Origin of the sequence: Burkholderia sp. SCN-KJ (assembly GCF_024656005.1) — a bacterium.
Classification (GTDB): Bacteria; Pseudomonadota; Gammaproteobacteria; order Burkholderiales; family Burkholderiaceae; genus Burkholderia.
Map to the genome: position 1 here is coordinate 205,077 of NZ_JANKOG010000010.1, position 25,452 is coordinate 230,528.

Genomic DNA, 25,452 nt, shown 5'->3' on the forward strand with positions numbered 1-25,452 from the left:
GCTGCGTTACACGAGCGTCACCGCCCGTCTCCACTGACGCGACACGGCATCGGGTGTCCAATCGGCCCTGGCGCGCAGTATTTCGCCGGCATCGGAAAAAACGAACTCTTCCGTGCCGCCGAACGAGGCGCGCCGACCATGGTAGGAAACCGTCTCGAAGTGCCACGCCGCTGTCGCCTTGTTGCCTTCGAACCGAATGTCCGACAGCGACGGCCGCATCTCCGAAAATGCATTCATCATTGCGTTGATGAATACGCGCAAATGCTTGCGCCCGCGGAACGGCCTTGCATCATCACCGTCGACCATTTCGCCGGATGTCGGGTCGAACAGATTGACCCAACCTTCACCATTGCGCGCGGCGATGAATGCGAAGTATTGCTTCACGGCGCTTTCCATCCGCTCGGGCGCACATCCTCGTCCGACCGAAAACTTGCCGTACGGACTCCATCCCCGATCGACCTCGTTCTTCAGGATGATTGCGCCGGAGTATTGGCCATGATCGAAATTCGTCGACATCACGTAGTTGTGGTGAGCCTGATTGATCTCGTTGAAAACCGGCATGGATGCGCGCTCCGCGAGCTTGTGCACCTGGTAGCCGAGGCTCCCTGTCGTGTGGGTGCCAAGGACGCGAAGCACCAGAAGATAGTGATGGAAGAGAAACAGCTGGATTTCCTGCCCGATCGAGCAAACTGCCCTGAGAAACGTATAGCGCCCAAGATTCTCGCCCGGACTGCGAAGAATGCCCTCGACGTCGCAGCCTTCCGTCTCCAGGATCCGCCACAGCGGCGCCGCCGCGGACCGCGCTGCCCCACCCAGGCCTTGCGCCGCCTTCGACTGTGCCCCGCTTCCATCCCGCAAACGAACGCGCAGCGGGTGGTAGTCGACCAATGCCATTTCCTCCAGCAGCCGGGTTGTCTGGCTTGCCAGCTTGAGACTATCGGTCGCCAGCGTCATGAACCCGGCGGCATGGACCCAGTTGCCATGCCTCGCGAGCGCTTCACTCTTCGAAATCGCCACGTGCGCAACGTTCAGCCAGCATTCGGTAATCTGGTGAGCCGTCGAGAAGAAGTGATCTTCCGGCCCGAACGGCTCGGTCTCTCGAATGGCGCACAGACTCGCGGGCGCCACTGCCCTCACGTAGTCGAACGTGACGCGCAGTCTGTGACCGCAATCGTCGCCGGTGCGATCCGCTCGCCCGGCTCGCCCGGGCAGCATGTTGCGCAACTGCGCCACCTGCCGCGTCACGCCGAATTCGAAACCGGCCTTATCCGCCGCTGCCTCATAGGCCTCCACGACTTCCTCGAGGAGATGAGCAGGCAACGAGCTCGCCACGTATAACCCCGGAGAAAACGCATCACGCCCCGACAGCGACCGATTCGGGCATGCCTGCCCTGCCACGTGCTCCGAAATCAACGCAAGGCTATCCGTCACGTGACGCACGAAACGCCGGAGCCTGCTGTCCGGAAATGAATACGGGCGTCGGTCCTGCAGCGCTTCCTCGATCAGCCGGAACGTGAGTTCGACCGCCTGAAAACCGCAAGTGGTCAGCACTTCGGCCATGGATGCCGTCTCCTGCGGCCACAGGCTCCGGAGTTCGTCGAGACGGATGTATAGTTCGTATGGCGATGGTTCGGCGGTTGACGCGACAGAATTTTCGACGAGTTGCATAGCATTCCAAATGATCTGGTTTTCCTGCCTTCTGCTTTGCGCGGCCAATCGGGCGCGTCCCATCAAGCTCGTTCGACGATTGAACTTGCGGCCTTGTCGGATCGGCGCCGCTTGCTCGCCTTACGCGCTCGACCCGGCACCGGTCGTGTTGATGATCGCGCGCTTTCCGATTCCACGAAAGGCTTTCGCGAAGACGAAATCCGTGAGGCGAAGCGGGTCGAGGGCCGGTAATCGGATCTGGGCGGGAGCTACGCGCCACCCGCGCGATCCGGTTGGCCATGCGGCTCGAACGACCCAGGCGCCGGCCCGGGAATCAACGGATATCGGTTCGACAGCGCCACGCCCGGAGAGCTTTCGGGCCCGCACTCATTCGATGGCCAGCTTCGTGCCGACGACGGTCAAGCCTTCCAGCCTGCAGTGCAGCCTGCCTCCCGCGAATGCGTGCTCGAGCGACGCGATCCACGCCCGGGCGTCATCCGCGGACAGTCGACCTTGCGCGACCGCGCGACCGGCCAGCGTATCGAGCTGGAGCAGATAACGGCAGGTCGCCAGATCGTCCAGGTTCAAGCTGCTGTCGACAACCTTCTCGACGGCCAGTCCGCAGTGCGCGAACAACCGCGGCAGCCGGGCCCCGATGCTGGAGGGGCCGATCCCGTCGGAGATCGTCGCCCGCACCACGGTGTGCGTCAGCGCGTCGTCGCCCCCCTCGATCGACAGCGACGACCAGTCAGGCTCCGTGACCGCGATGCGCCCGCCGACGCGCGTGACGCGGATCATCTCGCGCAGCGCGGCGGCAGGCCGGTTCAGGAAATGAAAGATGCGATCCGCGCGGCACGCGTCGAACACGCCATCATCAAACGGCAGCTCGTACACGTCGGCCTGATGAAACTCGACAGGCAGGCCGAGCCCCACGGTGCGTTGCCGGGCTTCGGTCACCATGGTCAGGCTCGAGTCGATGCCGATCACCCTGCCGCCGAACCCGACCAATTGCGCCATCGTGCAGACATCCTGCCCCGTGCCGCAACCCACGTCGAGGGCCGTCTCACCGTCGCGAAGCTCGAGCAGATCAATGTTTCGCTGCTTGATGCCGAGCTGCATGCCCACTTGGGTCGCGACGTCGAGATACGCGACGCACGCACGAGAATCGACGGTGTCCACGGTGTCAAAGCGGAGAGTTGACATGAAAATTTCCTTGATTGCGTTTGCTTTCGATGATCTCGCCCGCGAACCCCATCACGAGGGGTAACGACAATGCAAGCACAGTGAGCCAGCCGAGGAGCGAGACCGCGGCAGGCGACAGATTCCCCGACAACATGTCGGTGGCCAGGTTGCGACAGTGGACGACAGCGAAGTAGGCGATGGCGACCAGGTAGAGCAGTACGCCCAATCCATACATCGTCTCCACGGTGTGCTCGCGCAGCGCGCGCAGGTCGCGCCACTTCCGGAACCAGCCGAACCAGAGCCAGCGAATCGAGTCCGCCCTCAAGTTCCTTCGCCCGAGCGCATCGACCAGAATGCAATAGCCGTCGCCCTTGAGAAGCGGGCACATGTTGAACACAACCCCTAGCAGGGTATGCGCGCCGAATACGAACACATACGGCGACATCGCGGGCGGGACAAGCCTGCACGACAGTACGGCCAGGGACGCAATCAGAATGTCCGAGCATGGCCCGGCCAGACTGACGGCGATACGCGGCCAGCGTGCGGACAGCCACATGTCGGATGTGTTGACGTACAACGCGGGTGCGATCCAGTTCCAGGCCCACCCGGTCCCCAGCACTTCGCGACCGAAGTGCTTCACGGCCAGTCCGTGCGCCAGTTCATGCACCATCGAGCGCAGCACGGACGCGATGAAGAAGAGGCACCACTGCGTCAGGCCGATGTGCAGCTGCCACGCAAACCGATGGGACGTCAGCAGGTCGGCAAAACTCACGAGCCCCGCGCCCGCCAGCAGCGCCATCGCGAGCAGCATGCCGGGATGAAAGACGATGAACCCGCCGAGATCGTATGCACGGGCGATGCACGCGTCGGCGCCTGGCCACGCCTGCTTCCAGGTCAAGGCCCAGTGACAGCGACGCAATATCATGCGCCATCGGCCGCGCGTCGCGGGCACGCGGCGCTCCGGCGGGTTCACGTCGGCGATGAAACCGCGACTGGCCCATGCGCGTACCAGCGCCACCAACGCCGAAGGTTCGCAAGTGCCTCCGGCACGGGCGACTTCGAGTGCAAGTTCCCGAATTGAAAGCCGTCCGTCCAGGCGCCTCCACACGAAGGCGCCGATGGCCGACAACTGCACATACGCAAGCAGCCGGCGTTGCTTGATCACGTGGATTCTTCGCTCGCCTTCCGCGCGGGAATGCAGTTCCGCGTCGGAGGAACGAAGCGGGCGATAGTCCAGATCGATGTTCGAGATGCACCCGCTCATGGTGCGCGCTCCGTACATTGTTCTGCAGGGCGCCCTTCGGGCGACCGGGATGATATGTCAGGCCGCCATCGACACGTGTTTGACCGCATCGCGCAATTCCTGCGCCGCGGGTTCGAGCGGCTTGACCTCCGCAAGAAGCCTCAATGCGCGCTGGCAATGCACTTCCTTGCGCAGAAGCATTTCGCGCAGGCAACCGGACGCTCGAAGGCGTTCGCGGATCTCGACGACCACGGCTTGATCGTTGCGTGCCAGCTCCAGCAGCAGGAGCATCCGGTCCCGGTCGGCGGGCTCGGCACGGTCGATATACAACGCGAGTGGCCACGTGCGAATTCCGCCGGCAAGATCACGGCTCGGCTGCCTTCCGAACAGGTCGACGAGGTCGGAATTGATCTGGCGTGCGATGCCCAGACTCATTCCGTAGCCTTCGTAAGCGGCGACGGTCGCCGCGTCGGCGCCTGCGAGGATCGCGGCCAGCGTGGCATACAACGCGCGACGCTCCCCCGTCTTTCCGTTGACGGACTCTTCCGCGCTGGCCAGCGTCACGCGTCCTGCGGCTTTGCACTCGATCTCGATGGCCTGCCCGAGACGGATCCTGCGCATGCCTTCCGCAAGACGGTGCTGGATCGAACGCAATCGCTCGGCAGTGCAAGGCATCGATGTGAGCAGTTGCTGCGGTACGTAGGACAGCAAACTGGTCGCGGCAAGGACCTGGGTACCCGGCGACCACGCGTCGAGCGGCGCCGCCAATTCGCCATCCATCATGTGGTCGAGCAGGTACACACCCGCTTCCATCACCAGCAGTGCGGACGCCAAGGGCACCGCAGCGGCGGTTTCACCGGTGATGGCCGCGTGGACCAGCAACGGCAGGTGGACGGCCATCGCGCGGATGTTGGTGCGCGCATCTCGAAACGGCTGCGACGCACCCAGCGCGATGGTCAGGTCTCCATGCGTCGCCCGCGTTGCGCAGGGCTCCTCGAGCACAGCCATCGCGGCATCCAGCGCCTGACGCGTCGGCGCTTCGAGCCAGGCACCGATCGAAGTTCGCAAATCGCCGGACATTTCAGCACCTGTATTTCGATTGGTGGAGGCTCGGATTCGGAGAGCGTATCTTTTCGGGTCGCATTGCCGGTTTCATGACTGGTCTGACAGTGATGATTTTTTGCGCCGCCCCGACGTCATCACCCGGGGCAGCGCAATAAATCAGCGATGCAAAGTGCCTAACCCAATGGACGAATGGGTATGACTTCGCTCAGCAATAAGTGCCGCCATTGCCGCTGCTGGAAGTATCGAAGTTCAGGCGCTCTTCGAATGCGCCGTCTTCACCGTTGAGTTCGAGGACTTCATTTGCCAGCAGTTCGTCCTGGCTGGTGACCGAATTGACCACAGGCTCTTTGACTTCGATTTTCATGTCGATACCTTTAAAAGATTTAACCTGCATTGGGAATTGTCGTTTTACGGATATGACCTTGCATCTCTGCTCGCTCAACCGCCCTTCGGTACGACAATACGAAAGACGTCATTCATAACCGTGATCCAATGCTAAATATCCAAATTGCGATTCACCGGCAATGAAGCGAACTTGAGAACCTGAAAACGAAGCGCTCGCCGAACCTCTCATTTCCGAAACCTTCATCGAAACGCAGTGGAATTGACAGGAGGCCGGGCAAAACACGGAGCGATCTCGTTTGAGCTGGATCCCGCCGGGCCATGCCGATGCTTTCGTCATATCCACGCGTCGTCCCGTCAGAAGGCCCGAGCGCGCGCGACGATGACTTCGCTCAGCAATAGCCGCCGTTGCCGCTACCGGAGAAGTTCAGGCGCTCTTCGAATGCGCCGTCTTCATCGTTGAGTTCGAGGATTTCATTTGCCAGCAGTTCGTCCTGGTCGGCGACCGAATTGACCACAGGTTCTTTGACTTCGATTTTCATGTCGATACCTTCAAAAGATTTAACATGCATTGGGAATTGTCGTTTTACGGATATGACCTTGCACCTCTGCTCGCTCAGCCGCCCTTCGGCACGACAATACGAAAGACGTCATTCATAACCGCGATTCGATGCTAAATACCCAAATTGCAGTTCACCGGCAATGAAGCGAACTTGACATCCCGAAAGCGAAGCGCTCGCCGAACCTCTCATCGCCGAAACCTTCATCGCAACGCGGTGGAATCGACAGGAGGCCGGGCAAAACACGGGGCGATCTCGTCTGAGCAGGATCCTGCCGGGAAAATTCGGAGCGTCTCGTCTCGCCGCAGCGTCACCGGAACGACGGTGAGGTGGAAACGCCGCGGCCGACTCCTTCACCGGCCGGGACTTCGCTTGGCCGCAATCCACTTCGCAATCGTCCGCCTCGGTACCCATGTGCCGGGCAGACTTCGATCGGATCAGCGCTGCCAGATCAAAATTCCAACGTTTCCGAGCCGAGGTCCTCGTGTTCAAATCCCGCTTTCCGAATAGAGTCCCGCCGGGCCATGCCGATGCTTTCGTCACCCCCGACGCGCCGCCTCGTCAGCAGTCCCGAGCACGCGCAATGTCACTCGCCACGCCTGCGACCGCGCAGCAGAACATGCAATTCCAGGAGTTGCGGCGTCCCAAGCGCGAGACTCCCAGGGCAGCAGATGTGGCGCCGGGCAACGCTCGGACGAACGATTTTCGGGCGGGGCCAGCCGACAAGCCGGTTCGCGCGCGCAGAGCGTCGGAATCGGCCGGCCACGGCATGCCTTATGGCGCGGGCGGCCCGATACATCGGACCGTGTCGCAGTCGTCCGTCTTTCTTCCGTCGCAAAAAGCCAAAGCCAGTGGTTCCACGTTGACGCTCGCTCGCGATGCCGATCTTGGCGATGCGCTCCCGTTTCTGACGAGGGAGGCCGGCAGCAAGAGCAAATTGACGGGGGGCAGGAACAAGGACGGGATGTGGCTCGACTGGACGCGCTTTACCTTCGGGAAACATGAGTCGCTTCATGAAGCCAGGGAAGTCCTGAAAGACCTGGTCCTGAACATCCAGGAACCGCGCCGCGTCAAGCGCCCGTTCATCGAAACCCGCACGTTGGACAACGGTTCCAGGACGAGCCTGGGGCTGGCCGGCTTCGACCGCGCCGTCGAGCAATGTCTGAAGGACATCGACGCCGTGGAAACGCTCGACGCCGAGTCCGTGCGCCGCGTGCTGCAGCCTGTCTCCGAACGGATGCACCGGGCCGCGGCCAAGGAGCTGCCATCGACTCGCGCCGACACCAGCGAGGCTGCTCGTCCTCCGTACGACTGTCTCGCGCACTGGATGGATGCACTCGACACGCAGTACGGCGCGTTGGCCGGATCGACGAATCGCCGCGAACGGATCAGACGCATCGAGACAGAAGCGCGCGATATCTGGCTGTCGCACGACATGACCGCGCCGGATCTGGCGAGCTACTTCCGCGGGCAGGTGGATCGGTGCAACAAGGGCGGCTTGCCGACGCTGGGCGCGCTGGCAGGCAAATTGAGCCGGGAGTTGTCGCGCGCGGCCGCGACCGGGACGCTCCCGCAGCAATACGACAGCCAGATGGCCCGCGCGTGGGAGTCGGCACTGATTCGCGAGTTGGTGAAATCCCCTCCGCCAAAGGTCGCGGCAGCGGCCAATGATCTCGCCGAAGCGCAACGCGCCCGGCTCACGTCACTCGCACGCGCTAATCCCGTCGCATGGGAAAAAGTCGCAGGCGCGGTGCAGCTCAAGATGCGCGGCGACGACCGGTTCTGGACGGCGAAAGTGTCGCGGCTGAGCAAATTCGTGAAGGCATCCGCCGACGAGCGCGGGGACAAGCTGCTGCATTACCTGAACAAAATGCTCGAAAGCGGCGAAGATTGCATCAGCATTCATTACGCCACGGTCAAGATCTCGGCGGCATTGAAACAACACGCGCCTGATTATATCGGCTGGGACAAAACCGCTCAGGATGCCAAAGAGTTTCGGCAACGCGACGCAGCGCGCGCCATTGTCAAGAAGCCAGGTCATATCGGTCAGGGAAGCGGAATCCTGCTGGCGCATCAGGCGCCCATGCCGGACGACCCGTATGCCAGTCATTTCTGGCCGCGACCCTCGACGACGAACCGGCCGAACATGAATGCGCCGTCCGTTGCCGTCAAGACTTCACTGCCGAGCGGGGCGCCTTATGGATCGGGACCCTCGGGATCGGTTGCATTTGTCGCGAAAGCGGTCGACTACATGAACCGTTACGAGCACGCGAGAATCGATCCGGCTCACGCGATGCTGGGCGCACTCATGTTCGTCGTGTTCGACGGCGGCCATTCCATTCATGAGGTCATGTGGGCGCTGAACCAGATAAAACCCCGAATCGATATGGCCATTGGCGGAAAGCCAGTGCCGCCGGATCGATACGTCGGGAACTATAACGCGCTGTTCAACTCGTTCCACGGCGACACGGCAAGAATACTGCGCGCCGCGGTGGCCACGGCGTTCGATGCGGTGAACCGGTATCGGCGAAAGCTTGCCGTCGAAGCGGGTTGAATCCGCACATTGCCGACGTTCGCACGCAATCGCGCACCATCAAAGGATGAAAAATGAAGGCCACCCGAACGACGGGCGCAGCGCCGATATGGCAAGAGTCTCCGACCGACCGACAACCGGCCGACACTCGGCGGCCGTCCGCGCCATCGCCTCGAAGCCGCACCGGCTCTCCTTTGGAGGGGCTTCGGAACCTGCCGAAGAAGGAAGGCACGGGTGATGCAGCCGCCATGCGCTCGACGCAGGACGATCTCGACAAATTGATGCGCGCCGGCATTCGCGTCAAGCCTGAGGCCATCCGAAAGGCCAATGACGACGCACTGAAGGCGGCGATGGCGGCAAGCCTCGCCTCCTCTCGATCACCCGCGAATGCAATGACCGGCCGCCAGGCCCACGTACTCGGTGCGCTGAATGCCGGGCTTCGCGTCAACCCGCAAGCCATTCAGAAAGCCAACGACGACGCGCTGGCGGCAGCCATTCAGGAAAGCCTGAAGCAATCGTCGTCCACTGCGCCCGGTACGCACGGCGCCCACCAGACGGCTCACGCGCAATTGAATGTTCCGGAAGGAGCCGACTGGCGCGAGATCCTGAAGATGACGGGCCGCGTCTTACCGGATACGGTGATGAAGCACGCAACCACGCGCGCAGGCGTTCAGAAAATGGCCGCTGACATCGCGAAGGCCGAGCTGGACGCCAGAAAGGCTTATCGGGCACTGCTCATTCGATTCCATCCGGACAAGCACTTCGGCGAGGATATGAAACCGGTGACCGACCTGCTCGCCGACGCTTACAACCAGAGCGAGAAGGAATTCGCGCGCGCAAGAAAGTGGCTCGAAGCGCAGAGCAAAACGATCACCGACTGAAATTCCCGTTGAAACGAAGCCCCGTCAGGGCTGCTCGATGCTGGGGGCCGGGCGACGCCCGGATCGCACATCGCTCCGGTTCGCGGATGCATGCTACGCCACGCGCGCCGACGTTGCCGCGCTGGCGACCGTCGGGGCTGCGCCTTCGACGGCCGCGCCGGCGCGTCCCGCTTCCATGGCATCGGCGTCGCTCGACGGGCCTCTGACGGAATCCTGACTGCCGGTCGCGTCGCGTTTCGGCGTCAGAGACAGCGACGACATGAAGGTCGACAGCATCATCCCGCCCGCCAATCCCGCAATGAGATTCGTGACCGTCTCATGCCCGGCTTGCGGCAAATTCTGGCCGGCCTTGTTGATGGAATCCAGCAGACAGAAGAGGACTACGAACAGCGTCAGGCGTGCTGTCACCGCGCCGGTTATCTTGTCCTTCACATCGCTCCCGGTGAGCGTGCCGACGACTTCGTGACCGGTGACGCGGTTGATCAATTCGCTCCCCGCCGGCAGATGGATGCGGGTTGCGAGCCGCACGTCCGCCGCTCCGCGCAGCCCTTGACGCACCGTGCCCTTGCTTCCCTGGCTGATGCTTTCACCGATCTTGTCGAAGAACGCCGTCATGGCAGGATAGAGCATCGCGTCGCTGATTTCGCCGCCGGCATTCGCGGCAGCGAATGCACTGATGTGGCCAAACGCCTGGCTCACCGTCGCCGCCTGGCCCGATTTGCTCGTGCCCGAGTATGAGACGCCGAGACCTTGCAGCGTGTTGACGACGAACTGGTTCACGCCGAACACCGCCATGTTGGTCGCCACCGCCTTGAAGTTGATGGGTGCACGATCGGGATCGCGATTGTCGGAAAGCCGGACAAACAGGTTGATGCCGTCGCGCGACAACGTATAGGCAGTGGCCTTGAGCAGCAGCGGTGCGATGTCCCCGAGCGTGCCCGTCGTTCCTGCAACGCTGCCGGCTGCCGCCAGCGCGGCGATGTTCGCAAGCTGGGCCGAGCGGGTGATCCAGTTGCCCGTGCCGTCGAGATGCTGACGCAGCATCGCCGCACCATTCAACATGCCGGTACCGACCAACACCGCAATCGATGCGCCCAGCTTCGTTTGCTCGCTCGCATTTGCGAGCCCTTTCGCGACCGCTTGCCCGGCGAGTTCACGCAGCACGGTACTGACGAAGGTGACGCCCCCCTCGCGCAACGTCGCGTGGAACAGATTTCCCCCCCAACCGGCAGCGGTGCCCGTGTAGGAGTTGGTGAAGAGTTGATGGAGCTGTCCAACCTGGTGATCGATCGCCGCGTGCTGTTCCGGCGAACCGACCGGGTGCTGCGACGGCGGGCGCGCGAGCACCAACGCCAGGTCGGCGGGAATATGACCGGTGGCTTGTGTTTCGGCTGTCTGCGCGGCGCCCGTTGCGTGTCCGGCCGATGCCGCCTCGGTCGAGTGACTGTGAGTCGATGGCGTCGAAGGTGTTGCCACGTGTTCGCCGTGTGGCGCCGTCTCGGCGGCAGCGGCTTGCGCGCCGTGCGTCCGAGCGGGCTCAGCCGCACCATGCGACGACTCGATCGTTTCGCTCGGCTGCCTTTGCGGTGAGACAACCGTCGCGGCGGGCGGCTCGTGCGTGTCGGCCTCGAAACGATCGATCGCGCCGCCAAGGCCCAGTGAGGCGAGATCTGCGACCAACTCCGTGTCGACACCGCTGTCAACTTCATTGCCATGTTGACCCGCACCGGCAGCGTGCTGCGCGTGCTCCGCGGCTGGCGCAGTAATCTGCGCCCGACTGGCCGGCACTTCGGACGAGACTGGCGTATGACCTGGCGCGCCGGATTGCGCGGCCGCCTGTCGGCGTGACGATTTCATGCCGGCAAGATTCCGCAACACGGCGCTGCCGCTCGGTTCGGAAGGTTGATTGACAGCCGCGCCGGCCCGGCTTTTGTCCTTTTTGAATACGGATGTCAGGACCTCGCGCTGCACGTCCAATGGCTTACCGATAATTCTCACCATCGACTCCCCCGAAATGGATTTGATGAAATCGAAGCGCCGCTGAGCTGTCCATTGCCCGCGTCGCGCATTGAAGGTCGACGAACGCGTTTCAATTCACCACGTATGCTAAGAGCGACGTTGCGCTCGCCGTCCGGTTGATGCGAAGTCGCGTCGCGCTCGCCGAATCCATTGCGCGACAGGACTCGCGCCAAAGCCGCAGCACATGCATCGGAACGCGCAACGCATGCGTGGCCGGGGTCGCCATGCCCGACCTCCCGGGCGCGCGGCAACGGCCCCTCGCCCCGCCCCCCGCGCCAGGTTCGCCCGCGCATTGCGCGCTTCGCGCAAGCGGGCAGGTACGCACACCGCGTCGCGGACAATGCCGCTTCGATCCGGATGGCAAATCGCATGGCGGTCGCCGGATGCGTTGCTGCACGTCGGCCGCCCTGCCGTCGACATCCTGCCTCGCGGCCGACGCCGCGCCCGCACGGCTTGCCGACGACGCCCGAATCCTCCCACGATGTCCAATGCGCGTTTGGAGCAAATCATGCTGAACCTTCGACTGGTGTCGATCGTCTTGCGGACGATGTTTCCCCGGGGCACGCGGTCCGGCACACAGGCCGGGCGCGAGCGGATGCCGCAGGCGTTACGCGCGCTTGCGGGGGGCGCATTGCTTGCCAGCCTCGCCGCCTGTACCGCGCCGCTTGCGCCACCGGCCGACACCGACTTGCCGTCGGCCTTGCGCGCGGGGCCGGGCCGGCATCTCGACGAGGTGCTGACCGCGCGCGGCCAGACGATTTATGAATGCCGCCGCAACGGTGCCGAGCAGTCCTGGGTCCGCGAAGGCGAGCTTGCCACGCTTGTCGATTCGCAACGCCGAAGCGTGGGCACGGTGGCGCCTGGCGGCTATTTCACGGCCTACGACGACAGCTACGTCGTCACCCGCGCGGACTCGGTCGCGCAGGTCACGGCCGGCACCCTGACATGGGTGCGCCTTGTCGCACGCGACAAGCGTGGCAGCCAGGCCCAAACCGGTCGATTCGCCCGCACCTCGGTCATCCAGCAAGTCAATACGACCGGCGGGCTGCCTCCCGTTCCGCTCTGCGATCGGGAAGGCGGCACGCTGTTGGTGCCGTACAGCGCGGCCTATCTTATGTATAGCGAGGTGGCGGACGGGCAGCCGGCGCAGGCCGGACAGTTCCGAGCCGCGCAATCTCCGTCGGCAGACATGCCACAGCGTGCAAATGGCGCAACACCGCTGCCAACGGACTGATCGAAGCTCAAACAAAATCAGTTCCCTACCTTACGCGATGTAACTTTGTGCCCAAACCCCCGTGGGATAAGGCTCCCGAAGGCGAGCCGCGAGAAAAGCCACGCCGCCGGAAAGTAACGGCCCTCATGAACGCCGCGCCCGAGTAATCGGAATTTGCCGCTAACTTCAGTCAATTCACCGCAATCGTTTGCCTGCGTGCGCGCGCCGCGTCGCCGGCGCCGATCCGCGGGGCTCAAATCATCATAAGAATTTACAAATTCTTACGTACCTAGCACTTGGCCCCCCATACCTTTCGATGGCCGGGACACGCTGCCGCGTCCCTTGCGTGTGCAAAAAAATGGCCATGTCTTTACGAGTAACCAGTGAGGTAACGAGTGAAACTTGCAATATTCACCAACGACCCGGCGTTATTCCGCCTGATTCAAGGCGGCCTGACGACCGACGGGGCAACGTGCGTCCGCTATGGCGAGGAAGTCGATCTGGCCCGCGCGCTGCATCGCGACGAATTCAGCGCGATTGTCTTCGACGCCTCTACCGGGATCGACGCATCGCACCCGGTCCTCGCGCGACGTGCGTGCTATGGGGACCGGCGTGCACCGGTGATCGCGATCGGCGACTTCTGCGACCGCGAGCGGATGCTCGCCGCGCTGAACGCTGGCGCCGACGACATCGTGCTGCTGCCCGTCGACCCCCGCGAACTGCGGTTGCGGGTCCATCTCGCGGCGAGCCGCTTCGCGACATGTCCGACGGCCTCCGGCACGTCCGCAAGGACCGACGACGATCTCGTCACCGGCGCGTACCGGTTCAGCCGCCGCGACGGCAGCGTGCAGGTCGACGGCAAGGCAGTGCGGCTCACCACCCGCGAATTTGCCATTGCGTGGGTCCTGTTCTCGCAGCAGGGCAACTATGTGACGCGTCGCGCGATCGCCGCGACGGTGTGGGGCAGCTCGGAAGAGATCGTCGGGCGCACGCTGGAGCAGCACATCTACAAGCTGCGCAAGAAGCTGCGGCTCGACGGTACATGCGGCGTCGCGCTGCGCACGATGTACGCGCATGGCTACCGGATCGAGCGGGTGATGGAACGGACCACGGAACCGGCGACATCGCAGGCGCTGCGGCCGGCCGCCGGCGGCCGGATCAAGCTGCATCCCGGCGGAAGCGAGGCGGCGCGCAACGCACAGGCATGGGCACCGGAAAGCGAGAACGAATGGACGTTCGCCGCGGCCTGCCCCGCGATTCACCGCATCGCGTGAATCGCGTATCCAGGCCGTGTCGCCGCTCAGTACTCGATGACGCGCGGCGAGAGCAGGACCAGGCGTTCCATGTGACTGTGCTGGTTCTCGCGATACCGGAACAGGCCGCCGAGTAACGGGATCTTCGACAACAACGGTATGCCGTTCTCCCCTTTCGACGCATTGTCGACGCGGTAGCCCGCGATCAGCAGGCTCTCGCCCTGCGACACGACCGCTTCCGTGTTGATCGTGCTCGTCGAGATGACCGGGATGTTGTCGACCTGCTGTCCGGTCACCTGGCCGTCTTCGACGTGTACCTGCAGCTTGATCTGGGTTCGCCCGTCCTCGTCCACGACCAGCGGAAGCACCCGCAGCGACGTGCCGGTCGAAATCGCATAAAGGTCACCCGACGTGTAGCCCTGCACGCGCACGTAGAACTGCTTCTTGTTGTCCATCACGGCCTCGACGTTATCGAGCGTGGCAACCTTCGGACTCGCGTCGATCCGGGCGAGGTTGTTGTCCTCGAGCGCGTTGACCCGCGCCATCAGATAGCGGCCCGCGTCACCGAGCACGGCAGTCAGCGACAGGCCCGCCGGCGTGATGTTGGCGATCGTGTTGCCGCTCGAATCCGTGCTGCTGAATACCGGGTTCAGCTGGCCGTTCGCATAGCCGTTCGCGCTCGTCCGGCCGTTGCCGGTCTGGATATCGACGTGACTGTTGTGCGCGCGCCAGTCGACACCGATCTGCTGGAGCGCCGTATCGTCGATCTCGATGATATGCGCCTCGATCTCCACCAGACGCCGCCGCACGTCGAGCTGGTCGATCAAGGCCTGATACTGATCGACGCGTTGCGGCAGATCGCGGATCAGCACCGAATTCGTACGCGGATCCGCCTTGATCACCGGCAGCATCGACGCACCGGCCGGCACGGCCCCCGTGCCGCCGCTGTTCGCGAAGCCGCCGCCGGACCCGCCGTTGCCGGCCGCCGCACCCGAAGGCCGCGCCTGCGGTTTCGCGCCGAACAGCGGCATGCTGCCCTGCGCGAACAACGACGGCAGCGGCGGATTCACCCCGCCGCTGTCGCCGCCGGCGAACGGCGAACCTCCGCCGGTGCCGCCGGAAGCGTCCGCCAGCGGCGTCTGCCGCGCCATGCCCGGCGCCGTCGAATTCGCGCCAACACCGTCCATGTTTGCGCCGGAATCGTCCTTGCCCGGATGGTACATGCCGGCCATCAGCCCGGCGACGCCCGTCACCGTAATCGTCTTGCCGTCGATGACGACGTTGTGATCCGCCGCCCACCCATGCTTCAGCGGAAACACACGAACCACCGTTCCGACCTGGCGGTTCGCATTCTGGTCGAGGCGCGCCGCGAGATTGGAAACCAGTGCGACGTACTGGCTCGGACCGGTCACCAGCGCGGCGCCCAGCGACTCGTCGTACACCACCGGGAAGCGCTTGTTGTCCAGTCCCATCTGCGCGAGCGTCGAGCGCAACGCGGCGGTGCCCGCGAAGTCGAGATGGATCACCTGCCGCGTCACATCGTTCGAACTACTGATCGACAGCATGCTGCCGTCGTAAAACCACACGAAGCCGAAGGTGGCGGCGAGCGTATCGAGGAAGCGTTGCGGCGACATGTCGAACCGGCCGGATACCGTGCCTTGCACGTCGCTGCTCACGGACGCGGCGATTCCCTGGCTTGCGGCGAAATCGCGCAGCACGTCCTTGAGCTCCTTGCCTTCGACGGCGATATGGACAGCTGACGTGCGAAACGGCACCTGCATGGCCATCGCATATCGGCCGCCGTCGCCGGCAGCCAGCGCGAGGCACAGGCACAGCTTCAGGCTCGTGACGAGGCGCGCGCCCCGCCCTTGACGATGCGAAGTGGTTGTCATGACATTGCTCATCGGTTTTCGATTGAAGAAAGGGAACGGAATCAGCGCTTCAGCGTGTCGGACGGCGCCTCGTTGAATTGCCGCCGGTAGCCTTTGACGAGCGTCGAGCGATTCTGGACGCCCCACCGGGTCGCCACGCCCAGCAGGCTCGGCTCGCCGTGCACGCCTTCGCGCTGCAGTTCGGCGCGAATCCGCTCCATGCGTTTCTGGCGAATGATCTCGGTCGGTGTCGAACCGAGACAGTTCTTGAATGCACTCTGCAACGCACGCTCGGTCACGCCGATCTCGGCGGCCACCTCCCGCACCGACAGATCGCTGCGCTCGAGGTTTTCCATCAGATATCGATACGCGCGCCGGTATTTCGCCGGCAGACGCGCGCCGACGTCGTCGAGCTGCTCGGGCAGGCGCCGCGCGCGATGCACGAACGGCGCCAGTTCCCCGGACGCTTCGCGCAGACATCGCATTGCGGCAAGCGCATAGCGACTGTAGAACTGCGCCGCCTCCTGGTCGCGCCCCTGCGCGGCGCGCGTTTTCGCGACGCAGTACAGGTATTCCGGTTGCCGGTAACCCTGCATCGCGCGCCGCTCGGCGCCGAGCGGCGCCAGCATCGCTTCCGCGAGATGAGGCGCGCCGCCGGCCAGTCCGGCGAGCGCGATTTCGAGGCGCACGGCGTATTGATACGCATGGAGGTTGTTCGCGACGGCCCAGTTCAGATGCAGGACCGACGCGTCGGCGGCCTCGCGCTGCCCTGCCGCGAGCCGACGGAGGCTATCCAGGTAGTCGATCCGCGCGCGCAGCAGCGGTGAGCGGACCTGCGCGGCCGCCGGTGCGATGCGGGTGTCGCCCAGCAGCCGCGACGCCGCTCCGGCCGCCAGTCCGGATTGCCAGTACACGTGGTCGGCCAGTTGCGCGGTGCTGCGCAGTTCGTGCTGGACAACCACGTCGTAGCGCAACGTATCGAACAGTTCGCGCCATACGGAGCGCTCCGGCAACTCGCCCGGTCCGGGCGCCGAGGCTGAATCGACGATCGCCTCGAACTCGTCGAGCAAATCGGCCGCCTGATCCAGTTGCCCCAGCTCGAACAGAACGCTCATTGCGCCGAAACGCCCTTCCATCGCGTGGCGATGGCCGATGCCCGCATCGTCGACGATACGCATGAAACATGAAATCGCCGTGCCGAAGCGGTGGCGGAAGAACGCCTGCCAGCCGGCATTGCGGCACGATGCCAGCCGTACGTCCCGGTGCGTCGACCGGATCAGTTTCTGGGCCTCCCGGTACGAATCTTCCGCATCGACGTCCATGCCGAGCATCATCTGCAAGTCGGCCTGCATCTGCATGCAGCCCGACGCATCGTCACCATGATCGCACTGCTCGGCACACCGGTTCGCGCGCGAAAGTGCGTCGCTCATCCGGCCGTTGCGGAGCATCTCGAGATACCCGCTGGGCGCAGCGTCGCATGTAAGTGCCGAAACAAGCGGAAAGTACAGGCTCGAAAACATATCGGACTCCATATTGATCCATATTCCACATATGCGCGTCATCTCTTCGTCGCGCGACCCTACGGAATCAATTTAATGGGGATATCCGATTGAAAATTTCAACAAACCTAACGCGGCGGCCCGATTTGAGAACTGTTGAAATTCTCACGCCGCGCGGGCGCAATGATGCATCGCTTAGGCGGCACATCCCGCCCCCGAACTCCGGAACGCGACACGATCGAGTCAGGGGGCCGGCGCACCGTGAGATCGCGCGAGCACACTCATCTGCCGCGCGAGCAGTCGCAGATCGAGCTGGTCCCGTACTTCGTTGACGAAGATGCCGGCAAACAACGCGAGCATCAGCACGGCAACCGCGCCCTTGATGGGCTGGCTCAGCGCACCGAGCTCGAGCTTTTGCGCCGACTTGGATGCCAGATTGATGCCCAGGTCGATCAGCACCATCACGAACACCAGTGGCGCGGCGAGTTTGGCGATCATCTGCACCAGCGTATCGGACTGGTGAAGCACGAATGTCTCGAGGAAGTTCGTATCGATCGGTTTCGACGACGCCACCGGCCACCAGCGATACGACTCGTACAGCGCCTGGAGCAGAAACTCCATGCCTCCCAGCGACCAGAACGCCACGATCGCCAGCTGGCTGAGGAGCGTACCCGACGGCGTCGATTGCTCGGAGCGCAACGGGTTCGTGATCTGCGCGTTGTTGTAGCCGGTCAGGTTATCGAGGTAGGTGCCGGCGCTTTGCGCGACCCAGAAGACGGTGGACGCGGCAAAACCCAGCACCATGCCGATCAGTGACTCGCGCAGCCCGGTGGCCATCAGTGTGGCGCCGGTGAGCGACTGGCCGAAGCCGGCCGGCTGCGCGATTGCGATAAACAGGCTGAACGTCAGCGCAACGCCGTTGCGCAACGGTCCCTGCAAGATGCCGTCGGCGGTCGGCGGAAACAGCGTCATGATCACGTAGAGCCGGATCGAGCACACGCCGAGCACCATCAGGTCCTGAACCAGGCGTGTGCCGATCAGCAGAAACTGTTCGTTCATGCGAGTGTGCGGCGCGCGAGCGCCAGTTCTTCCGCCGCTTCATCCTCGGCGTCGAGCGCGACCTGGTCGAGCGCCTGTTCGAGCTGCTTCGTGCGCTCACGGCAGACATCGATACGGCCGCGGTTCTGCGCGATCGCACGCCGCGCGGCAGCGATCTCTTCATCCTTGGACGCGACCGCGTCGCGGCGTGCGTCGAGTTCCATCCGTGCGTCCCTTACTTGCGCATCGACCACCTCGAGATAGCGCCGGCAACCGTCGAAGACGGTGATCGAAAACGGTTCCTCGCCAGTCATCAAGCCCGCGATGCGCCCGCGGTGATGCACGGCAATCGCGTCGAGTTCCGCCACGCGAGCCGTCGCTTCGTCGACATGCGCCTGCAACTCCACCCGCTCGCGCCGCCGTGCGTCGAGTGCGGCACGCAGCTCCGTCTCCATGCGCTCCCGACGGTCGCTGGCACGCTTGAGCGCCTTGATCCGGCGGCCCGTCGTACTGGTCGATGCGCTCATCGGCGTGCGCCTCCGATGGGCATTTCCGTGATCTGCGCCAGCATTTCGGTGGTATCGGCGGGATCCGCATAGTGATCGGTCGGCTGCGAGAGGAACGCGTTGATCGCGTCGATCTTGGCAATGGCTTCGTCGGCGAGCGGATTCGAGCCCGCCTTGTATTCGCCGACCTGCAACAGCATTTCGACGTCGCGATGCTGGGCCATCAGTTCGCGCAAGCGCGTCGATGCGGCGAGGTACTCGCGGCTGACGACTTGCGGCATCACGCGCGACAGGCTCCCGAGCACGTCGATCGCGGGATATCGGTTCTTCGCGGCGATATCGCGCGACAGTATCAGGTGACCGTCGAGCACGCCGCGCACTTCCTCGGCGATCGGGTCGCCGCCGGACTCGTCTTCCGCGAGCACCGTGTACAGCGCCGTGATCGAACCTTTCTCCCCCATCCCCGCGCGTTCGAGCAGGCGCGGCAATTCGGCGAAGATCGAAGGCGGGAACCCGCGCCGCGCAGGCGGCTCGCCGGCCGCCAGCCCGATCTCCCGGCCGGCGCGCGCGAACCGCGTCAACGAGTCCATCATCAGCAGCACACGCTTGCCCTGGTCGCGAAAATGCTCGGCGACGGCGGTGGCGACGTAGGCCGCCTTCGCGCGCTCGATCGATGAGCGGTCCGATGTCGCGCAAACCACCACCGACCGGGCCATGCCATCGGGGCCCATGATCAGTTCGACGAACTCGCGCACCTCGCGCCCGCGCTCGCCGATCAGCGCGATCACGTTGATGTCGCTTTGCGCGCCGCGCGCGAGCATGCCCAGCAATGTGCTCTTGCCGACGCCAGCCGGCGCGAAGATGCCGATGCGCTGGCCTTCGGCGAAAGTCGTCAACGCGTCGATCACGCGAACGCCGGTCGGCATCGCGCTGTCGATCATGCGGCGAGTCATCGGACTGGGCGGGTCCGCGAAAATCGGTCGCGTGTGCGTGTCGTCGATGTCGAGCGGACCCAGGCCGTCGATCGGCTCGCCAAGAGAGTCGACGACGCGCCCGAGCAGCCGGTCGCCCACTTTCACGGCCAGCGGCCGCCCGAGTCCGATCACCTGTGTCGAGCGCGACACCTGGCCGAGCTGCGCGAACGGCGACACCAGCGCGTAGTCGCGCGTGAAGCCGATCACCTCGCCGTGCTGGAGCAGCGTGCCGTCCGCCGCGCGCAACTCGCACAGTTCCCCGAGATGCAGGTCGAGTCCGCCGACCTTGATCAGCGTGCCGATCACCTCGATGACCTTGCCGCTGCGCTGCACCCGTACGCTGCCGAGCAGCTCCCTTTCGATCGCGTCGGTCAGGCTGCCGAAACGGGTGACCCGGGAATGGCGCTCGTGTTCGCCGGATGCGGCGCCCGGCTCGACGTCCGTGGTCGAATCGTCCGGCGCACTCGCCTGCGCGGAGATCGGATCGATATCGTTCACGAAACGCCCTCTTCCGCTGCCGGGTCTGCCTGGACCGCATCATCCGCTGCCTGCATCGCAAATGCGGCGTCGGAGCGGTCGCCATTCTGAACCGAGAGTTTCAGCGCGCGTGCAATGGCCGCGCGCATGGTCCGCAACTGGGTCGATACGCTCGCATCGATCAGGCCGAGATCCGATTCGCATACGCAACTGCCGCGCTCGAGCCGCTTGTCCGCCACCACGGTCATCGGCAACGGGCGGCCGAGTTCGCGCCACCGGTCCGCGAGACCGTCGAATGCCGCTTGCGCGTCGCCCAGATCGTCCGGATGAACCGCGACGCGCAGGTAGGTCGATCCTTCGACGATCCGGTCGACCGTGGCGAGCGCCCGCTCGAACAGCGCATCCGCTCCTTCGCTACGCACGATCTGCTCGACCGCAACGGCCACGATCTCGGCCATCCGGCCGCGCATCTGGTCGTCGGCCGCGCGCGCTTCGCCGCCCGCTCGCGCGACGCTCGCGAGCCAATCGGCGAGGCCTTGCGCCATGCCTTCGTCATAGCCGCGCGCCGCGGCGGCCGCGTATTCACGGCGTGCGTCGTCGAGCACCGCGTCCGCCTCCTCGCGGCCGGCGGCGATGATCCGCAAGGCTTCCTCGCGCGCGGCGGCCAGCGCGGCATCGGCCTCGCGCTCGGCCTGCTCATGGACCCTCGCCACGTCGACCAGCGCGCCGAACGTTTCGCGCGGCAGAATATCGCCGTCCACCCCGAGCCGGGCATGCGCGCCGGCCTCCTCGTGGCCGGCCTGCCTTGGATTGCTTAGCCAAATAACCATGCCCACTCCGGAAACAAGTTTGGAAGCTGCGCGAACACCGCATCGGTGCCGTGCTGGTCGACCTCGGCGGGCACCTGCTCGACCCAGTGCCCGTTCATGCGAGACTCGCCGGCCCCGCGTGCCGCCATCGATGTTCCGTCGCGGCCGCCGGCCGCGGCGCGCGGCAACGCGAGCCGCAGCAGCGGACACGGGGAAACCGCGCTGCGCAGGTCGCGCTGGAGCAGCGCGAGGCCTTCGAGCGCCAGCGTGTCGCCATCCAGCGCGGCGATCGGCGGGATCGGCACGCGTGCCGACATCTGGCCGATATCCGGCACCGCCGCGCGTTCGTTCGGCATCTCTCGCGTCAGGACATCGACCGGAACGCCGGCCCATTGCACGACGTTCGTCCGCGTGCGCTTGTCGACGATGCGGCGTATCTCGCCGCGCCTGAAACGCAACGCGCGAATGCGCAGTACGCACAAACCGAGTTCGGGCGGCAACACGTCGAGCCGCATCGCGCCGGGACGGGCAAGCGCATCGAGTTCAGGCCAGGCAAGCCCCACGCTGCGCAGCAACGCCAATGAACAGACGTCCAGGTGCGCGCGCGAGCCCCGTGCGCTGTCGACGGCGCCCTCGCCGGTGGCCGGCATCGTATCCGCTGGCGCGCCGGCGCCAGACCGCTCGACCATCGCGCGCGTCAGCGCGAGCGCGTCGGCCTCGCCGATCGCGAGCGCGCTTGCCAGCCATGACGGATGCGCCCACTGCAGGACGCTCGTCGCATTGCGCTGCCAGGCGGCCAGTACAGCCGCGGCACGGCGAAACGGCGAATCGGTCACGCCATGCATGGGCGGCTCCCGGTCAGCACATCAGGGCCCGGCCCGCGACGCGCGTTACGCAGCATCGTGCGCTCAGACAGAGGTGCCGCGCTTGCGGCGCAACGCCGCAAGACCGCCGCTCAATACGTCGGCGGTCGGCCTGAAACGCTGCTGCAACGTGCGCCGCCAGCCGACGGCCACACACGAGAGCACCACCAGCAGCGCCACGATACCGCCCGCCAGCCAGCGCATCGGGTACGATTGCGCCGGCGCGGCCACCGCGATTTCCGCCGGCTCGGCAGCGACCGCGGTCACGCTCACCTGATCGTACGAAAGACCTTCGACGCTGTGCACGACCAGGTTCTTGATCTGTGGCGCCAGTGCACTGATATCGAATTCCGGCCGATACTTGATGAACACGGCCGCCGACGACGGCTTCGCCTGCTGCGCCAGCGGGTCGTTGTTCGGCAACACGATCTGCACGCGTGCGTACATCACGCCATCGAGATGCGACAGCGTGCCGGACAGCTCCTGCGACAAGCCGTAAATGAAGCGCACGCGCTCCTCGGTCGGCGTGGACACCAGGCCGTCTTTCTTGAACAGGTTGCCCAGGTCGTCGAACCTGCTGCGCGGCAGGCCCTGCACGCGGAGAATCTGCATCGCGCGCACCATGTCGTTGTTCTCGACCTGCAGCGCATACGTCTTGCCGCCGTCGGGCGTGACCTTCTCCGCGCTGACGCCGCGTTCGAGCAGGGCCACGGCCATCTCGTTGACGTCCTGCTCGCTGAGATTCGCATACAGGTCCTTCTTGCACGACGCCAGCAACGCGCAGCCAGCCAGCAGCAGCGCGAGACCGGCGCGGCGCCGCGCGCGGGCGTTCCTCGGTGAACGACGTTCCATGGTCATTGATTCTTCATCAAGGTTTCCGCCGACGACCGCGACGAGGTTACAACGCTCATCTTCGCCTGGAAGTCGAACTGCACCTGAACCATCTCCATCGCGACGCGACTGGATTCCGCGATCATTTGCATCGGGTCCATCTCGCCAGCCCGCTGCGAGAGTCCGTTGACGTCGTCCATAGCCTGCTGCGCCGCGGCATCGTGTGTCGCCACCATGTTCGAGAGCATGGTGCCTTCTCCGTCCACCGCGTGAACGCCCGGCGGGCTCAGGTGCGGCTGTTCCATCAGTGCCTGGAATTTCTCCGCCGCACCGGCACTTGCGCCGGCCTGGTCGCCGCCTTGCGTCAGGCCGGACATCGCCGCGCCAATCAGTTCGCCGCCTACCGAAGCGCTCATCGCTGCCTCCTTACCCGGGATTGCGTGTGTATGTGGAAGCCGGCGCCGTTCAGGCGCCGACCGTTTCGGCACGCCGGATCATGCGCGCAGGTAGCCGAACTGGGGATCCGGCACCGGCAGCGAACCGGACGCCGCAGGCTGCGACTGTTCCGCCGCGCGCGCTTCGTCGACGAGCGACTGGCACGTCTGCGGAATCACGAACTCGCCGCCTCGATAGTCGCGCATCGCGGCATGCAGATCCTCGCGCGCCTCGAGTGCCCGCACCAGTGCGAGGGTCTCGCCGTTCGGGGCCGATTCAACTGCATCGCTCGCCCACCGACGCCAGCCGGGGTCGCCCTTGGACGCGAGGCAGTACGCCATCAACGCTTTCGCATAGGCGAAATCCGGCACCATGTCGATGACGGCGCGCAGCGCATGCGCGGCATCATCCCAGCGGCCGTGCACGATATGCAGCAAGCCGTCGAGCATGCCGATCTCCGCCACTTTCGGACGGAGCACGCGCAGCGCATCCAGCAGCAGTTCGACGTCCAGCGTATCGCCGGCCGCCTGCGGGAAATGGGCGAACAAGGCCGCGGATGCCGCCTCGATCATGCCGCACACGACTTCATGACTGCATTGCAGGTAGTCCGGATGCGCGCTGGTTGAAGACTGCGTGGATTGACTCGGGAGCATGACGTTGGATCTCCGTGGATGTGGGGTGCACGCCGCACGCCGGCCGCGCCGCGGGTCCCGACGGGAGTCCCTGCGCACCCGGCCATGCATGCCGCCACTGACGACGGATGCAACCTTAACAACCCGCATCGGCGCGGCACCCGCCCGGTGCGAAGTCTTCCGCGTGCAAACGAAGCGCTACCCGGAAGCGCCGCCCGTCGGGCCGATTCGGCCCTGTCGGTCCCGATCAGATCATGCGGCGCCGACATCGCTGCCCCTCCTCCGGCCGGCGCGGTTCGGCACCGGCTCGCTTCGCTCCCGCTGTCCGCACTTCGGACCGGCGCGGACAGTGGCATGCGGCGCACCTATGATCGAACAGGGCTACGTCGGCGCGAAGCGGTGCGTCCTGGACCCTACCCATTGCCTCGCGGTCGCATGGGGACCCCAAGCGGCCCCTAACCGACGAGGCGCCCGCCCAATTGATTCGACCCGGCAATGAGCGACGAAAAGACCGAACAGCCCACCGACAAAAAACTACGCGAAGCGCGCCGGAACGGCGAGGTTTCGAAGAGCACCGACCTGGTGGACGGCGTGCTGCTCGCGGCGGGCGTCATCGTGCTGCTGGCATGCGGCGACATGATCGTCGACGCAACGCGTGCCTCGTTGAATACCGCGTTGCACTTCGTTTCGGCCGAACACGACATGGTCGCACTGGCGCTCGCGCTGCAGCAGATCGGCACGCGGCTCGCCGGTGCCGTGATCGTTCCCGTCGCCGCCGCGATCATCGCCGCGATCGTGGCGCTGGTGCCGCAGATCGGCTTCCAGGTGTCGATGAAGCCCGTCGCGTTCAAGTTGAGCGCGGTCAGCCCGATGGCAGGCATCAAGAAGATCTTCTCATTGCGCGCGCTGATCGATCTTGGAAAGATGCTCGTGAAAGGCCTGATCGTTTCGACCGTGATGTGGTTGACCATCAGGAACCTGATGCCGATGGTGGTCGGCTCGCTGTACCAGCAGCTCCCGCAATTGTCGCGGCTGTTCGCGGACATCGCGCTGAAGCTGTTCGGCATCGCCGCGCTGGCGTTCATCGTGCTGGGCGCCGCGGACGTGCAGCTGCAGAAGTGGCTGTTCATTCGCGGCAAGAAGATGAGCAAGGACGAAATCAAGCGCGAACACAAGCAGGACGAGGGCGATCCCGTGATCAAGGGCGAGCGCCGCCGGATCGCGCGCGAGCTCGCGACCAGCGCGCCCCGTCCGAAAGTCAGCGCGGCGAACGTGATGCTGGTCAACCCCACGCACTACGCGGTCGCGGTGCGCTACGCGCCCGACGAAAACCCGCTCCCCGTGATCATCGCAAAAGGCTACGACGAAGAGGCCGCACGCCTGCGCCGCGAGGCTCAGGCGGCCAACGTACCGATCGTCGGGAATCCGCCGGTTGCGCGCGCGCTCTACAAGGTGGAACTCGGCGCACCGATTCCCGAGGAGCTGTTCGAAACGATTGCGGCAATCCTGCGTTGGGTCGATTCGCTCGGCACCGGCGCACGCGATGCCAGTGCGTCGCCCAATACGCACTGACGTGCGC

Annotated in this window: 22 protein-coding genes; 5 read left to right on the top strand and 17 right to left on the bottom strand. The window is 64.7% G+C overall.

Annotation, left to right across the window (positions count from 1 at the left end):
- Window positions 1–6: 6 nt before the first annotated feature.
- The 6 genes from NQV17_RS18760 to NQV17_RS18785 all read right to left on the bottom strand — a co-directional run bounded on the left by NQV17_RS18760 (window position 7) and on the right by NQV17_RS18785 (window position 6,021).
- Window positions 7–1,560, bottom strand: a complete 1,554-nt coding sequence (locus NQV17_RS18760) for a nuclear transport factor 2 family protein (protein WP_257773401.1) — start codon at window positions 1,558–1,560, stop codon at window positions 7–9.
- Window positions 1,561–2,034: 474 nt separating this feature from the next.
- On the bottom strand, window positions 2,035–2,850 hold the full coding sequence (locus NQV17_RS18765) for a methyltransferase domain-containing protein (protein WP_257773402.1): 816 nt from the start codon (window positions 2,848–2,850) through the stop codon (window positions 2,035–2,037).
- On the bottom strand, window positions 2,831–4,093 hold the full coding sequence (locus NQV17_RS18770) for a hypothetical protein (protein ID WP_257773403.1): 1,263 nt from the start codon (window positions 4,091–4,093) through the stop codon (window positions 2,831–2,833). Before NQV17_RS18770 ends, NQV17_RS18765 begins: the two co-directional genes overlap by 20 nt.
- 57 nt (window positions 4,094–4,150) lie before the next feature.
- Window positions 4,151–5,152: a polyprenyl synthetase family protein gene (locus NQV17_RS18775; protein ID WP_257773404.1), complete on the bottom strand. Its 1,002-nt coding sequence runs from the start codon at window positions 5,150–5,152 to the stop codon at window positions 4,151–4,153.
- A 190-nt stretch (window positions 5,153–5,342) separates the two neighbouring features.
- A complete protein-coding gene (locus NQV17_RS18780; RefSeq protein ID WP_257773405.1) occupies window positions 5,343–5,501 on the bottom strand; it encodes a hypothetical protein in 159 nt (52 codons plus the stop codon).
- Window positions 5,502–5,871: 370 nt separating this feature from the next.
- Window positions 5,872–6,021, bottom strand: coding sequence for a hypothetical protein (locus NQV17_RS18785; RefSeq protein WP_257773406.1), 150 nt, complete (start codon window positions 6,019–6,021; stop codon window positions 5,872–5,874).
- A 601-nt stretch (window positions 6,022–6,622) separates the two neighbouring features.
- Here NQV17_RS18785 and NQV17_RS18790 point away from each other — a divergent pair.
- Together NQV17_RS18790 and NQV17_RS18795 are read left to right on the top strand one after the other, a co-directional pair.
- Complete coding sequence (locus tag NQV17_RS18790) at window positions 6,623–8,593, top strand: hypothetical protein (protein WP_257773407.1); 1,971 nt, start codon at window positions 6,623–6,625, stop codon at window positions 8,591–8,593.
- Between the two features lie 53 nt (window positions 8,594–8,646).
- A complete protein-coding gene (locus tag NQV17_RS18795) occupies window positions 8,647–9,453 on the top strand; it encodes a hypothetical protein (protein WP_257773408.1) in 807 nt (268 codons plus the stop codon).
- A 93-nt stretch (window positions 9,454–9,546) separates the two neighbouring features.
- Here the strand turns inward: NQV17_RS18795 and NQV17_RS18800 are convergent, their stop codons facing one another.
- Window positions 9,547–11,454 carry a hypothetical protein gene (locus tag NQV17_RS18800; RefSeq protein WP_257773409.1) on the bottom strand — a complete coding sequence of 636 codons (1,908 nt, stop codon included), beginning with the start codon at window positions 11,452–11,454 and terminating at the stop codon, window positions 9,547–9,549.
- A 526-nt stretch (window positions 11,455–11,980) separates the two neighbouring features.
- Between NQV17_RS18800 and NQV17_RS18805 the strand changes: the two genes are divergently transcribed.
- Together NQV17_RS18805 and NQV17_RS18810 are read left to right on the top strand one after the other, a co-directional pair.
- The gene (locus NQV17_RS18805; protein WP_257773410.1) at window positions 11,981–12,706 is read left to right on the top strand and encodes a DUF3455 domain-containing protein; all 726 of its coding nucleotides are present in this window, start codon (window positions 11,981–11,983) and stop codon (window positions 12,704–12,706) included.
- A gap of 374 nt (window positions 12,707–13,080) precedes the next feature.
- Window positions 13,081–13,959 carry a response regulator transcription factor gene (locus tag NQV17_RS18810; RefSeq protein ID WP_257773411.1) on the top strand — a complete coding sequence of 293 codons (879 nt, stop codon included), beginning with the start codon at window positions 13,081–13,083 and terminating at the stop codon, window positions 13,957–13,959.
- Between the two features lie 26 nt (window positions 13,960–13,985).
- On the opposite strand, the gene sctC is transcribed toward NQV17_RS18810, so the two are convergent.
- The 10 genes from sctC to NQV17_RS18860 form a co-directional block, all read right to left on the bottom strand.
- The gene (gene sctC / locus NQV17_RS18815) at window positions 13,986–15,830 is read right to left on the bottom strand and encodes a type III secretion system outer membrane ring subunit SctC (protein WP_374692729.1); all 1,845 of its coding nucleotides are present in this window, start codon (window positions 15,828–15,830) and stop codon (window positions 13,986–13,988) included.
- A 41-nt stretch (window positions 15,831–15,871) separates the two neighbouring features.
- Window positions 15,872–17,239, bottom strand: a complete 1,368-nt coding sequence (locus NQV17_RS18820) for a helix-turn-helix transcriptional regulator (RefSeq protein WP_308236592.1) — start codon at window positions 17,237–17,239, stop codon at window positions 15,872–15,874.
- 312 nt (window positions 17,240–17,551) lie between these two features.
- The gene (sctT, locus tag NQV17_RS18825) at window positions 17,552–18,319 is read right to left on the bottom strand and encodes a type III secretion system export apparatus subunit SctT (protein WP_257773413.1); all 768 of its coding nucleotides are present in this window, start codon (window positions 18,317–18,319) and stop codon (window positions 17,552–17,554) included.
- A gap of 44 nt (window positions 18,320–18,363) precedes the next feature.
- Window positions 18,364–18,873: a type III secretion protein gene (locus tag NQV17_RS18830; RefSeq protein WP_257773414.1), complete on the bottom strand. Its 510-nt coding sequence runs from the start codon at window positions 18,871–18,873 to the stop codon at window positions 18,364–18,366.
- On the bottom strand, window positions 18,870–20,324 hold the full coding sequence (gene sctN, locus NQV17_RS18835) for a type III secretion system ATPase SctN (RefSeq protein ID WP_257773415.1): 1,455 nt from the start codon (window positions 20,322–20,324) through the stop codon (window positions 18,870–18,872). The genes NQV17_RS18830 and sctN overlap by 4 nt, the downstream gene beginning before the upstream one ends.
- A complete protein-coding gene (sctL, locus tag NQV17_RS18840) occupies window positions 20,321–21,133 on the bottom strand; it encodes a type III secretion system stator protein SctL (protein ID WP_257773416.1) in 813 nt (270 codons plus the stop codon). The genes sctN and sctL overlap by 4 nt, the downstream gene beginning before the upstream one ends.
- Window positions 21,118–21,957 (bottom strand): type III secretion protein HrpB4, encoded by an 840-nt coding sequence (locus NQV17_RS18845; protein WP_257773417.1) that lies wholly within the window; start codon window positions 21,955–21,957, stop codon window positions 21,118–21,120. Before NQV17_RS18845 ends, sctL begins: the two co-directional genes overlap by 16 nt.
- 63 nt (window positions 21,958–22,020) lie before the next feature.
- Window positions 22,021–22,827 carry a type III secretion system inner membrane ring lipoprotein SctJ gene (sctJ, locus tag NQV17_RS18850; protein WP_257773418.1) on the bottom strand — a complete coding sequence of 269 codons (807 nt, stop codon included), beginning with the start codon at window positions 22,825–22,827 and terminating at the stop codon, window positions 22,021–22,023.
- A gap of 2 nt (window positions 22,828–22,829) precedes the next feature.
- The gene (locus NQV17_RS18855) at window positions 22,830–23,222 is read right to left on the bottom strand and encodes a type III secretion protein HrpB2 (RefSeq protein ID WP_257773419.1); all 393 of its coding nucleotides are present in this window, start codon (window positions 23,220–23,222) and stop codon (window positions 22,830–22,832) included.
- 78 nt (window positions 23,223–23,300) lie between these two features.
- Window positions 23,301–23,894, bottom strand: coding sequence for an HrpB1 family type III secretion system apparatus protein (locus NQV17_RS18860; protein WP_257773420.1), 594 nt, complete (start codon window positions 23,892–23,894; stop codon window positions 23,301–23,303).
- 474 nt (window positions 23,895–24,368) lie between these two features.
- Between NQV17_RS18860 and sctU the strand changes: the two genes are divergently transcribed.
- Window positions 24,369–25,445, top strand: a complete 1,077-nt coding sequence (sctU, locus tag NQV17_RS18865; protein ID WP_257773421.1) for a type III secretion system export apparatus subunit SctU — start codon at window positions 24,369–24,371, stop codon at window positions 25,443–25,445.
- The last annotated feature ends 7 nt before the right edge of the window (window positions 25,446–25,452 follow it).